This window comes from Aridibaculum aurantiacum (assembly GCF_017355875.1).
Taxonomy (GTDB): Bacteria; Bacteroidota; Bacteroidia; order Chitinophagales; family Chitinophagaceae; genus Segetibacter; species Segetibacter aurantiacus.
In genome coordinates this window covers 2,058,810-2,071,833 of the sequence record NZ_JAFEWC010000001.1, presented here as the reverse complement: position 1 = coordinate 2,071,833, position 13,024 = coordinate 2,058,810, and the positions used below count along the sequence as shown (strand labels likewise).

Below are 13,024 nucleotides of genomic sequence, written 5' to 3'. Positions count from 1 at the left end.
CACCAATAACGCTTACAAGCGAGAATAAATTATGCGAACGCGCATTCTAACTCTTTCATTGGGATGAGCTCCTCCTGCTAATCGTACTCTACCTTCTGCCATACGATTGCTGTTAGAAGGGGCAATCTGGTAGGTAGCAAATACTCCTTGGTTAGGATAAGGAAGATTGAACTTTATAGAGTCATTAGATGGTGCGTAAATACGAAGCGCATAGCTGCTATCTTTTCTTGAAACTATACCTTGAACATAACGGCTCAGGTTGAAAGTATAGACAGCTGATTTTTTATTGAACCCTGGAATGTTCTGGTAGAACTGGAAGCCACCAAAGTTCTCAATGTTTGGCCCAGTAGAAGTGATTTCGTAATCATTTGGCACACTAGCCATTCCTTTGAAATCATTATCGTAACGAGCCAGCAAAAGGTAACGTGGAGGAGTAAGTATTTCAGCCAAAGGATCGTTATCGGCATCTTCCTGGTAAGCTAATAACTCTGCACGATGAATAATGCGGTTGCTAAGCGTACGAAGTCCAGGAATGGTAACATTGATATAAGTGCCTGGAGCCGTAAGTGCATACACTTTAGCTTCATTGGTGGTGGTGTTCAATGCACCAGCTATCTCACTTCCGCTAAAGTCGCGGGCTATCCTATTAGCAGTGAAAGAACTTTGATCAAGATATGGGTTTATGCGGAAGAAGTTCACAGACGTATCCGACTTCACATTAGCTGAGTCTTTATGGAAATACAACGCAAGCTTGCTATCCATATCCATCAGGTTCACACGTGCCAATGTATTGCCACCACTGTTTGCTCTTGGTACAATAGCAAATCCTTTGAATGCTTCCCTGAAAGCAGAGTCGCTTCTGTAAGCATTGGTAGAGTCGTAATTTTTAATGAAACGCAATGCAACATCATGGCTCAGTTTGATCCTCACCTGGTTGACAGTACTTTCAAACTTATTGATAACAGAGTCGCGAAACTTGCGAACATTGATGGTTGTATTGCCGCTATTCAACAAGGCTCCAACTGCAGGATTTGCATTGGTCTTGTAGACAGAATCTCCTTTTCCAAGTTCGGCCAGTTCACGTACTTCCCACTCCTGGTTAGGTGCACCAACAGATGTATCGCCATAGCTTCCTCTAAAGTTTAAAACCAATACAGCAGAGTCTGCCACACGATAAATTGGATTAATAGGAAAAGCGTATGGATAAATAGTAGGCTTAAATTCAAAAAAAGCAGATGCTACAGTTTTACCAAAAATTGGATCGTTTAAAACACCAATAACATGATCATCTGTTTTATAAACAGGCGGTAAAACTTGGTTTTCAAAAGTGTTGGTAAAAACTTCTAATGTGGTGTCGAAGGTGTTTACATTATCAACCGGTGGAATAAGGCCATTACCTATTTCAGTAGTTGATATTTTTGTACATGCAACACTTATGGAGATAATAGCAAAAGCTATTAATAAAAGATTACGCATCCTGTTGGAAAACATTGATTTGAAAGGGAAGTTACTTCGAGGCAAGGTCGTTATACAATTCTAAATACTCTGTTAAATCACTGTCCCAGCCTTTGAAAGGAAGCACCTTCTTTCCTTTCACTTTGGTGAACTCATCCACTAGTTTTTTATCTATAGAATCACCACCAAAAGTAATTGCATCAGCATAAGATGCTCCACCACGCTGAAGTGCAATATTGTTAGCATCTTTAAATACTTCTACATCTTTTTCTTTAAGTGAATTATGAATGATCGCCTTCTTATGAAAATCATCACTCAGCTTATCTTCAAACGTGGTACTGCCGAGTGTGTAGATCACTTTACTATGTGCAAAAACTGGTTCTTTCTTGTAAATAGTTTTCAGATACATAGGAATTAATCCAGTCATCCAACCACTGCAATGAATAATGTCAGGAGGCCAGCCAAATTTCTTAACTGTCTCAAGAGCGCCTTTACAAAAGAAGATCGTTCTTAGATCGTTGTCATCATACCACTGCTCATTTTCATCATTAAAAACGAATTTTCTTTTGAAGAAATCTTCATTATCTAGAAAATAAACCTGTAGCCGGGCATTAGGCAGAGACGCCACTTTAATTTGTAATGGATAATCATCATTATCTACACTTACATTTATACCAGACAACCGTACCACCTCGTGCAACCTGTGACGTCTTTCATTGATAGTACCAAATCGAGGCATGATACATCTCACTTCCAAACCAGAGTCGTTGCTTTTAATAGCAAGCTTATTAACTATCTCAGCAAATTCTGTCAGCTCTAAATAAGGCGACATCTCGTTGGCAATGAATAAAATTCTTTTCTTTGTTGACATTAATCCGATTGGTTTACGTGTTACTCCTTAAAAAAAGAGTTGGCAAAAGTAAGAAATATTATTCTAAATCGGCTGTGCTCAAGGCTTACGAACCTGATAACCCCTTAACTAATGCTTGTTTTCACCGACATTAACAATCTCTCTCAACATATTGCATCGCTTCGATCAGCTGGAAAGACTATTGGATTTGTTCCTACAATGGGTGCACTGCACCCGGGTCATCTATCGCTTGTTGCATTAAGTAAACAACAGGCAAACATTACCGTGGTAAGCATCTTTGTTAATCCTACCCAGTTCAACGATCCCAAGGATTTTGAAAAATACCCGGTAACCACAGATAACGACATTCAATTATTAGAGAAAAGTGGTGCTGATATTGTTTTTCTTCCTTCAGTAAAAGAGATTTATCCCGGTGGTATGCAGGCCACTATGCATTATGATCTTGGTGAGCTGGAAAATTTACTGGAAGGTAAATTCAGACCCGGTCACTTTCAAGGTGTAGCGCAGGTGGTGCACAGGCTATTAGATATAGTAGTACCTGATGTTCTGTTTTTAGGTATAAAAGATTACCAGCAATGTATGGTGATCAAAAGATTGTTACAGCTCATCAATCACCAAGTGACATTGGTAACAGGCGATACATTCCGCGAAACAACGGGGCTGGCAATGAGTAGCCGCAACCTCAGGCTTTCTGAAACAGAAAAACAACAGGCAACTGCCATACATAAAGCTTTACTTTATATAAAAGAAAACTATAAATCCAGGGATCTGCAAGAATTGGAAAAAGAAGCAAGTGATATGCTGCTTTCTAATGGTTTTGATAAAGTGGATTATGTTGCTATTGCCGATTCTGATACTTTACAACCTGCAATGCCAGGTCAGCAAGATAAATTGGTAGCACTGGTGGCAGCATTCATAGGCAACGTTCGCTTAATAGACAATATAATGGTATCAGAATAACTTCACCCGTTCCCCTTACATTTGCGCCCGTTATGCAAATTCAAATTTTAAAATCAAAAATTCATCGCGCTACCATTACTGAAGCGAACCTGAATTATGTAGGTAGTCTTACATTAGATGAAGATCTGATGGATGCTGCCAACATGATAGAGCATGAAAAGATACAGGTGGTGAATGTGAACAATGGCGAGCGACTGGAAACTTACTTGATAAAAGGCAAGAGAGGAAGTGGTGTGGTATGTCTTAATGGTCCGGCGGCACGAAAAGGAATGACGGGTGATGTAATTGTTATCATCTCATACGCAGTAATGGATTTTGAAGCTGCAAAAAAATATAAACCTTCTGTAGTTTTTCCTAAGGAAGGTAACCTGCTTTAAGAAGCCATTGCTGCACATGAAAAGAAGAATAATCAACATACTAAAGTATATGGCCTTCCTTGGATTGGGCATATTCCTGGTATGGTGGAGCCTGCAGCAAATACCCGCCGAAGAATGGGATAATTTCAAAGCTGCTTTTTCAACTGCACGCTATTGGCTCATTATTCCCGTCTTTATTATTCTTGCGATTAGTCATCTTTTACGCGCCATACGTTGGAAAATGCTCATGCAGCCTATGGGTTACAATCCAACGCTGGCAAATACTTTCTTTGCTGTAATGATTGGCTACCTTGCAAATCTTGCCATTCCACGCTTAGGAGAAATTTTGAAATGTACCATCCTTGCTAAATATGAAAAAGTACCTGCAGAAAAATTGGTAGGAACCATAGTAGCTGAACGCGCTTTCGATATGGTAACGCTCATGCTGGTTTTCATTCTTGCTTTCGCTTTCCAGTATGACGTTATTGGCGATTATGGTTATGATATTCTACAAAGCATTGTAAAAGGTAAAAGCGGTGAGATTTCGTATACTAGATTGATTGTTGTTGTTTCCATTTTACTTGGGCTACTGGTAGCCACTTATGTTTTGTTCAAAAAGTTTAGACACATACGTTTTATCTTTTTAATACATAAGTTGTTTTTGGGCATATGGCATGGTATAACCAGCGTAAAAGATGTGAAGCAAAAAGGCTGGTTCATCGTTTCGAGCATAGGCATCTGGGGCTTGTACCTGATGGGTACGTGGGTAGGCTTTTATGCCACCGTAGGTACATCAGGTTTGGGACTAGAAGTAGGATTATCCGCTTTAGCTTTTGCAAGTGTAGGAATGATCATCACTCCTGGTGGAATAGGCGCTTATGCTTTGTTTCTTGCCAATATCCTAAAGCTGAACGGTGTATCCTTCGCACTGGGTTTTGCAAACGGTACACTTCAATGGTTTGCCCAGTTCATCATCGTTCTTGTGTTAGGTTTTATCTCTCTTGGACTACTTCCCTATTTCAATAAAAAGAAGAAAATGCATGCGCCAGCCACAACTCATTCCAGCTAAGATTTACTCCCTACCGCAGTTACTCAATGCTGTTGCTGAATGGAAAAAGGAAGGCAAAACCATTTCATTTACCAACGGCTGTTTCGATATTCTTCACGAAGGTCATATTGCTTCCTTAAGCGAAGCAGCTGCGGAAGCAGACTTACTGGTTGTGGCGATCAATAGTGATGCAAGTACCCGTAGGCTCAAAGGTCCTGAACGACCTGTGAACAACGAACGCAGCCGCGCACTGCTAATGGCAAGCCTGCACATTGTAGATGCCGTTGTAATTTTTGAAGAAGATACTCCGGCAAATGTTATCAATGCCATCATGCCTGATGTATTGGTAAAGGGGGGCGATTACACCATAGAGACCATTGTTGGTGCAAAAGAAGTTATAGCTAATGGTGGTCGGGTTGTTATCAATCCTATCGTTCAAGGTTTTTCTACAACAGGGATTATTGACAAGATCAGAAAGCTGGGATAGCATCACCTATCAGTAAAAGGCTTAACTCTAGCGCTACTTCTTCTTTCTCCGTAATTCAACTTCTTTTTTATTAATTGCTGTCAAATGCTCCGCTTGCACGGGTAGTTAATTACTTAATTATTAACCACTTTCCCCGCTGGCGGGTATCCTTGTGCTAACCTGTATATTTGGAACCTCATGTACCGGATATGCACAAAAAGAAATTAATTCCAAGAGATATCAGCTGGCTCGGTTTCAATGCAAGAGTATTACAGGAAGCAAATGACCCATCCGTTCCATTAAAAGAACGTATTCGTTTTCTTGGCATATTCTCCAACAACCTTGACGAGTTTTTCAGGGTGCGTGTGGCAACCCTGCGGCGGATGACGGTTATTGGCAAAAACAACATGCACCTGGAGGAGAACCCACAACAAATTCTCCAGGACATCCAACTGATAGTACTTCAACAACAAAATGAATTTGCGAGAATTTGGAATGAAATCTTAAAGGAACTGCAACAACAAAAAATACATCTTGTAACCGAACAACAGCTGAATAAAGAACAGCAGGTTTTTGTAAAAAAGTTTTTTGAAGAAGAGGTACGTGCTAATGTGATACCGCTGCTTATTGAAAGCATTCCTGTTTTTCCTTACCTAAGAGAAAAATCTATTTACCTGGGAGTGGTAATGCGAAAGCAACAAACAGCCTACGACCAGAAATACGCGATTATAGAAGTACCGGCAAATGCGGTAGGTCGTTTTATCTTGCTACCAAGCAAACCCGGTGAACACAATATCATCCTGTTGGAAGATGTTATCCGTTTCAATCTTCCTGACGTGTTCTCCTACTTTGGCTATGATAGCTTCACATCACATGTGTTCAATGTAACCAAAGATGCAGAGATAGACATAGACAATGACATTTCCACTTCCTTCATACAAAAAATAGAAAAGGGTTTAAAGAACCGAAGAAGAGGTAAGCCAGTTCGTTTTGTTTACGACAAAGAAATGGATGCCGGTCTTTTGGAATTCCTTATCCGCAAGCTCAACCTTTCGAGCCGCGACAATATCATACCGGGCGGGCGCATACACAACTACCGCCACTTCATGGATTTTCCAGATGTGTTTGAACAAAAGAGCACCAGGCGGCAGCCTTTCCCCCACCCTTCGTTGAAGAACTACAACCGTGTTACAGATGTAATCTTAAAGGAGGATGTAATGCTGCATTTTCCGTATCATTCATTCAATGCAATCATAGATCTTTTAAGAGAGGCTGCGATAGATCCGCAAGTGACGAATATCAAAATAACAGCCTATCGTTTGGCCAAATCATCCAAAGTGGTAAATGCACTTATCAATGCTGCCCGCAATGGAAAAGATGTAACGGTAATGCTGGAACTAAGAGCACGATTTGATGAAGAAGCTAACCTGGAGTGGAAGGTAAAGATGGAAGATGAAGGTGTGAAAGTGCTGATGGGATTACCCAATATGAAAGTGCATGCGAAACTTTGCATCATTAAGAAAAGGCTGGAAAACAGGGTGATCCAGTATGGCTTTGTAAGCACCGGCAACCTGAACGAACAAACAGCAAGGGTTTATGGCGATCATTGCCTGCTTACCAGCAACAGGCATATCATGGCCGACATCAACCGCATATTCCGAGTGTTTGAAAATCCACGCAGAGGAGTGGCATCTTTGAAGCTTTGTAAAACACTCCTGGTTTGTCCCAACCTGATGCGGAAAGAGATCAATGCGCTCATCAACAAAGAGATAAGAAATGCAAAAGCCAATAAGCCAGCAGCCATAACCCTGAAGTTGAACTCGCTGAGCGATGAGCCTTTGATACTGAAACTATACGAAGCAGCGCATGCAGGTGTGCAGATAAAACTGATCATACGCAGCATATTCTGCATCATGATGCACTCCAAAAAAATGAAGCAAAACGTAGTGCCCATAAGTATTGTGGATGAATACCTGGAGCATGCGCGTGTGATGATCTTTTTGAACGACGGGAATGAAAAAGTTTACATATCATCAGCTGATTGGATGGTGCGCAACCTCGATCACCGAATAGAAGCTGCAGCACCTGTAATGGATGAGGCTATCAAACAAGAGATCATCGACATCATTAATATTCAACTGCAGGATAATGTAAAGGCAAGATTATTGGATGACCAACTGTCGAACCTGTATGTACCTACACAAGGGAAAAAGGTAAGATCGCAGATTGAGACATTTAATTACCTGAACAAAAAATCGCATTTGCAAAGTGAAAATAGCAGCCATTGACATTGGAAGTAATGCAGCCAGGTTATTAATTACTGAGGTAACAGAAACCACAGGTAATAAAGTTGAATTCAATAAACTGAACCTTGTACGTGTGCCCCTGCGATTGGGTTTTGATGTATTTGAAAAAGGTTTAATAACAGATCATAGGTTCAATATGATCATGCAGACCATGCATGCCTACCGCCATCTTCTGAACGTGTACGAAGTGCAACACCTGCTTGCCTGCGCTACCAGTGCAATGCGCGATGCTTCCAACAGCCAGGAGATCATCAGGAAGGTACAGCAGGAAACAGGTATACAAATAGAAGTGATCTCCGGCGATTTTGAAGCATCCATCATTTACGAAAATCATATAGCTGAGTACCTGGACACCGACCATAGCTATTTGTATATAGACGTAGGTGGAGGAAGTACGGAGCTGACTTTTTTTGCTGATGGCAACCTAGTCTTTAAAAAATCCTTCAACATTGGAACCATCAGGTTATTGAAGAACCAGGTGGGAGATGAAACATGGAATAATATGAAGGAGTTCCTGAAATCCAACACCAAAGGCTTTAAGAAAATAGCAGCTATAGGAACAGGTGGAAATATAAACAAGGTATTTTCTCTGAGTAAAAAGAAAGACGGCAAGCCGCTTACGCTAGACCTGCTTCGGGATTATCATAAAGAACTTTCAAGTGTTTCGCTGGAAGATCGTATCAGGCTTTACAAACTACGTGAAGACCGCGCTGATGTGATCGTTCCTGCATTGCAGATATATGTAAATGCCTTGCGTTGGGCAGATGCTGATGAGATTTATGTTCCTAAAATTGGTTTGGCCGATGGCTTGGTTCAGCACCTTTACGATGAGGTAAAAAAGAAAAAGCAGCTGCAAGAAGTAAGGGAATAACTACTAATACAATTCAATTTTATTCCCTGTGCACATCATTCTTCTGGATGCAGAAACGAACTTAAAGCCTCCCTCCTTTCATTCAGCCGTTTTAGGCAGTACAGATAAAAGAGATAAGTTTGCAGCTTTGAAAATTAGCTGTGTCTTTGTGCAGCAAAACCATCAACCAGAAACAACCCAGTCATGTCTGTTCATTCTGAAATAAAAAAAGTAACAACCAATACTTTACAAAAATTAAAGAACAAAGGCGAAAAGATCTCCATGATCACAGCTTACGACTTTTCTTTCGCTAAATTATTTGATCAGTCAGGCATAGATGTAATACTGGTGGGCGATAGCGCCAGTAATGTGATGGCAGGTCATGAAACCACGCTCCCTATCACGCTTGATCAAATGATCTACCATGCCTCGTCAGTTATCCGCGGAATTAACAGGTGCCTGGTTGTGGTTGATCTTCCATTTGGATCGTACCAGTCAAATAGCGAAATAGCCCTTGCATCTGCTATACGCATCATGAAAGAAACAGGGGCGCACGCTATAAAACTGGAAGGTGGCGAGGAAGTAGTAGAAAGCATCAAGCGCATTGTAAGTGCAGGTATTCCTGTGATGGGTCACCTGGGACTGACGCCTCAATCTATTTATAAATTTGGCACCTACAGCGTAAGAGCAAAAGAAGAACTGGAAGCAAATAAACTGCGCTCCGATGCTCAACTACTGCAGGATGTTGGCTGCTTTGCCATTGTGCTGGAAAAAATTCCGGCAGCACTTGCAAAAGAAGTAAGTGAATCGCTGGATGTTCCTACAATAGGCATTGGTGCCGGCATGCACTGCGATGGACAGGTACTGGTTATGCACGACATGTTAGGCATTAATACTGAATTCAAACCTCGCTTTCTGCGTAAATACCTGAACATGGCAGAGCAGGTAACCACGGCTGTTCAGCAGTATATAAAAGATGTAAAAAGCCTTGACTTCCCAAATGAACAGGAGCAGTATTGATTTCGAAGAACTGAAATTGTTTAGATGGTAAAGAGAATTACACGCTGAAAAATGGCTGGTCACTTGATTGTCTTTACCGATTAAACAACAGTAACATCCAGAAACTTTCAATGCAATTTGCTCCTGCCATAGCTTTGAACCACAATAAGCAAATTTGAAGCGATACCTCGTTATAATCATTCACATAGCAGCATGGAGTTGTTTGTTATTGTTGCCTTTTGTGTTTTCACCACGCTTTCGCGATCCTAACCTGCACTACTACATCGAGCCATACATCTGGATGCTCATTACGTTGAATGCTTACCTGATCGCTTTCTTTTATACCAATACTGAAGTACTAATTCCAAGATTACTGTTCAAACGAAAGTGGCTTTGGTATTTACTTATCATACTTGGTTGTTTTATTGTTTTCATCCAACTTCCTCGTTTATTCGACGATGCATTACGTGCTAATCTTCCGCAGGAAGTAAAAGAAAAATTTGCTAGAAGAAGACGCCCGGGAGGCATCAGTATCTTCAATGGTTCTACAGCAGTTTTCTTTTTAGTGCTCACCATTAGTACCTGTATGAAAGTGATGCAACAATGGCTACAGGCTGAAAAAAGAAAAAGAGAAGTAGAGAAAGATAAGGTAGAAACAGAATTGTCTTTTTTAAGAACTCAGATCAACCCGCATTTCCTTTTTAATACGCTAAATAATATTTATTCGCTGGCAGTAGTAAAAAGTGATGCAACCGCAGGAACTGTACTGAAGCTTTCATCCATTATGCGTTATGTATTGCATGAAACAAAAAATGATTGGGTGCCGCTTGAAAACGAGATCAAGTTTCTAAATGATTTTATAGACCTGCAAAGGGTAAGACTAACGGATAAAACAACAACAACATTTAATGTAGAAACTGCAGTTGAAAATAAATTGATAGCACCGCTTATCCTGGTTCCTTTTGTAGAAAATGCTTTTAAATACGGCATTAGCACGAAAGAAAGATCTTCCATTTTTTTATCTATTTCTGCCAATGAAAAAGAAATTGATTTTAAAATAGAGAATGATATTGTATCTGCTGAAACCAGCAAATTGGAAAATTCCGGAATTGGTTTAAAAAATACAAGGCGCAGGTTAGAACTACTTTATCCTGGCCTTCACCAATTATCTATCAGGACAGAAAACAACAAATACTACGTTCACCTAATCCTTCAGAAATGATTCGTTGTATAGCCATAGATGATGAACCATTAGCACTGCAATTGATAAATGAATTTGCTTCGCGCATTCCATTTCTTTCTTTAGAAAAAACATTCACCAATCCTGATGATGCGCACCAATACCTGCAGGAGCATGATATAGACCTACTGTTTTTAGACATCCAAATGCCGGATGTAAACGGCATTCAATTTTATAGATCATTATCAAAAAAGCCACAGGTAGTTTTCACCACAGCATTCAGTGAATATGCAGTAGAAGGATTTAATGTAGACGCAGTAGATTATTTACTTAAGCCTTTCGAGTTCGACCGGTTTCTGAAAGCATCTTATAAAGCGAAAGAATACCTTGAATTCCTAAGCAGCCAGGAATTGCAGATGGCTTCCATATTTGTAAAGGTGGATTACCAGCTAATGAAGATCAACCTGAAAGATATAGAACTGATAGAAGGCTTAGATGATTATATAAGGATACACATAAAGCCACGCTCGGTGCTAACACTGATGACTTTAAAAAGCTTACAGGAGAAACTACCGGCACAAGAGTTTGTTCGACTGCATCGATCTTATATTATCCCTGTAAGTAAAATAGAAAGCTTTGGCAAAAACAAGTTGCGGGTCTCAGGCAAAGAGATACCTGTGGGCAGTAGTTATGGCGAGGTATATCAGCAACTGCTAAAAAGCAAAGGTTTAGAACCATAAACCCAACTTGTATTAAAGCTTTTCAAGCTCGTCTAGTCTACTGCTTTACTATCTCCAGATGCTCAATTCTCACCTCGGAGTTTGGCCTAATGACTATTGTCTATTCACTATTGACTTAACCTCCTCCTCCTCCCTTACCTTTGCCGGCAAAACCTAACGAATGGATTTCTTGTCAACTTTAAAAATTTCAGCTACCAACCGCGGTGTTTCTACAGGATTGATCTGGTTGGATAGCAACGGCGAAAACATAACCTCCTTTTCCCCTGTAGACGGGAAAGAAATAGCAGCCGTAACAGCTACCGATAGGTCAACATATGATGTAGTACTTACCAAAGCACAACAAGCATTTGTAGAATGGCGGATGTGGCCAAGTCCAAAGCGCGGTGAAGTGGTACGCCAGATAGGTGAAGCATTACGCCAATACAAAGAGCCTCTTGGAAAACTGGTAAGCTATGAGATGGGAAAGAGCCTGCAGGAAGGTTATGGCGAAGTGCAGGAGATGATAGACATCTGCGATTTTGCAGTAGGACTTTCGCGGCAATTACACGGCCTTACCATGCACAGCGAACGTCCTGGCCACAGGATGTACGAACAATGGCATCCACTCGGTGTAGTAGGTATCATCAGCGCCTTCAACTTCCCTGTTGCTGTGTGGAGCTGGAATACTATGCTGGCGTGGGTTTGCGGTGATGTGTGCGTGTGGAAGCCAAGTGAAAAAACACCTTTATGCGGCATTGCATGTCAAAAGATAATTGCAGAAGTTTTTGAAAGAAATAATGTACCGGAAGGTGTAAGCTGTATGGTACAAGGAGGACGTGAAGTAGGTGAATGGCTGGCAAATGATGGTCGTATTCCGTTGGTATCTGCAACAGGTTCTACCCGCATGGGCAAAGCTGTAGGAGCAGCGGTTGGTGCCAGATTAGGTCGATCCTTATTAGAACTAGGAGGTAACAATGCCATCATCATAAGCCAGGATGCTGATTTGGAAATGGCGCTTGTTGGTTGTGTGTTTGGTGCGGTAGGTACTGCTGGCCAGCGTTGCACCTCTACCCGCAGGCTTATCATCCACGAAAGCGTGTACGATAGCTTTAAACAAAAGTTGGTAAATGCGTACAAACAACTACGTATTGGTGATCCTCTGAATGAGAATAATCATGTGGGTCCTTTGATAGATAAGGATGCAGTAAATGCCTACCTGAAAACTATTGAAGATTGCAAAGCGCAAGGTGGAAATTTTGTGGTAGAAGGTGGTGTACTGGAAGGTGCAGGTTTTGAAAGTGGCTGTTATGTAAAGCCATGTATAGCGGAAGCAAATAAAGAGATGCAGGTGGTACAGCATGAAACTTTTGCTCCTATACTTTACCTGATGAAATACAAAGATCTTGATGAAGCCATTGCTATACAGAATGGCGTACCACAAGGATTATCATCATCTATCATGACCTTGAACCTACGCGAGGCAGAGAAGTTTTTATCATCTGAAGGAAGTGATTGCGGCATTGCAAACGTAAACATTGGAACAAGTGGCGCAGAGATCGGTGGAGCATTCGGTGGCGAAAAAGAAACTGGTGGCGGAAGAGAAAGCGGCAGTGATGCATGGAGGATTTATATGCGACGCCAGACCAATACCATCAATTACTCAAACAAACTTCCACTTGCTCAAGGAATAAAGTTTGACCTATAATAAGAAGCCTATAAATAGTGAAGCAGCTGGTAAATGCCTGCTGCTTTTATTTTAGTTCCTAGTTTCTGGTTCCTGGTTTTTATCCCCAGATGCTTATACTTAATTCTCT

At 40.9% G+C, this 13,024-nt stretch carries 12 protein-coding genes; 10 read left to right on the top strand and 2 right to left on the bottom strand.

What is annotated here, in order from left to right; genetic code table 11:
- Positions 1-12: 12 nt before the first annotated feature.
- Positions 13-1,476, bottom strand: a complete 1,464-nt coding sequence (locus J4N22_RS08620; RefSeq protein ID WP_207493521.1) for a DUF4270 family protein — start codon at positions 1,474-1,476, stop codon at positions 13-15.
- Between the two features lie 31 nt (positions 1,477-1,507).
- Positions 1,508-2,326 (bottom strand): glycogen/starch synthase, encoded by an 819-nt coding sequence (locus J4N22_RS08615; RefSeq protein WP_207493520.1) that lies wholly within the window; start codon positions 2,324-2,326, stop codon positions 1,508-1,510.
- Between the two features lie 111 nt (positions 2,327-2,437).
- On the opposite strand from J4N22_RS08615, the gene panC reads away from it, so the two are divergent.
- From panC to amaB, 10 genes are all read left to right on the top strand, one after another.
- The gene (gene panC, locus J4N22_RS08610) at positions 2,438-3,286 is read left to right on the top strand and encodes a pantoate--beta-alanine ligase (RefSeq protein WP_207493519.1); all 849 of its coding nucleotides are present in this window, start codon (positions 2,438-2,440) and stop codon (positions 3,284-3,286) included.
- Between the two features lie 32 nt (positions 3,287-3,318).
- Positions 3,319-3,663 carry an aspartate 1-decarboxylase gene (gene panD, locus J4N22_RS08605; RefSeq protein ID WP_207493518.1) on the top strand — a complete coding sequence of 115 codons (345 nt, stop codon included), beginning with the start codon at positions 3,319-3,321 and terminating at the stop codon, positions 3,661-3,663.
- 16 nt (positions 3,664-3,679) lie between these two features.
- The gene (locus J4N22_RS08600) at positions 3,680-4,711 is read left to right on the top strand and encodes a lysylphosphatidylglycerol synthase transmembrane domain-containing protein (protein ID WP_207493517.1); all 1,032 of its coding nucleotides are present in this window, start codon (positions 3,680-3,682) and stop codon (positions 4,709-4,711) included.
- On the top strand, positions 4,683-5,177 hold the full coding sequence (gene rfaE2 / locus J4N22_RS08595; RefSeq protein ID WP_207493516.1) for a D-glycero-beta-D-manno-heptose 1-phosphate adenylyltransferase: 495 nt from the start codon (positions 4,683-4,685) through the stop codon (positions 5,175-5,177). The genes J4N22_RS08600 and rfaE2 overlap by 29 nt, the downstream gene beginning before the upstream one ends.
- Positions 5,178-5,365: 188 nt before the next feature.
- On the top strand, positions 5,366-7,444 hold the full coding sequence (gene ppk1 / locus J4N22_RS08590) for a polyphosphate kinase 1 (RefSeq protein ID WP_207493515.1): 2,079 nt from the start codon (positions 5,366-5,368) through the stop codon (positions 7,442-7,444).
- Positions 7,425-8,333, top strand: a complete 909-nt coding sequence (locus tag J4N22_RS08585) for a Ppx/GppA phosphatase family protein (protein WP_207493514.1) — start codon at positions 7,425-7,427, stop codon at positions 8,331-8,333. Before ppk1 ends, J4N22_RS08585 begins: the two co-directional genes overlap by 20 nt.
- A 183-nt stretch (positions 8,334-8,516) precedes the next feature.
- A complete protein-coding gene (gene panB, locus J4N22_RS08580; protein WP_207493513.1) occupies positions 8,517-9,332 on the top strand; it encodes a 3-methyl-2-oxobutanoate hydroxymethyltransferase in 816 nt (271 codons plus the stop codon).
- 154 nt (positions 9,333-9,486) lie between these two features.
- A complete protein-coding gene (locus J4N22_RS08575) occupies positions 9,487-10,533 on the top strand; it encodes a sensor histidine kinase (RefSeq protein WP_207493512.1) in 1,047 nt (348 codons plus the stop codon).
- The gene (locus J4N22_RS08570) at positions 10,530-11,231 is read left to right on the top strand and encodes a LytR/AlgR family response regulator transcription factor (protein WP_207493511.1); all 702 of its coding nucleotides are present in this window, start codon (positions 10,530-10,532) and stop codon (positions 11,229-11,231) included. The genes J4N22_RS08575 and J4N22_RS08570 overlap by 4 nt, the downstream gene beginning before the upstream one ends.
- Before the next feature lie 160 nt (positions 11,232-11,391).
- Entirely contained in the window at positions 11,392-12,915 is a 1,524-nt protein-coding gene (gene amaB, locus J4N22_RS08565) for an L-piperidine-6-carboxylate dehydrogenase (RefSeq protein ID WP_207493510.1), read from the top strand.
- The last annotated feature ends 109 nt before the right edge of the window (positions 12,916-13,024 follow it).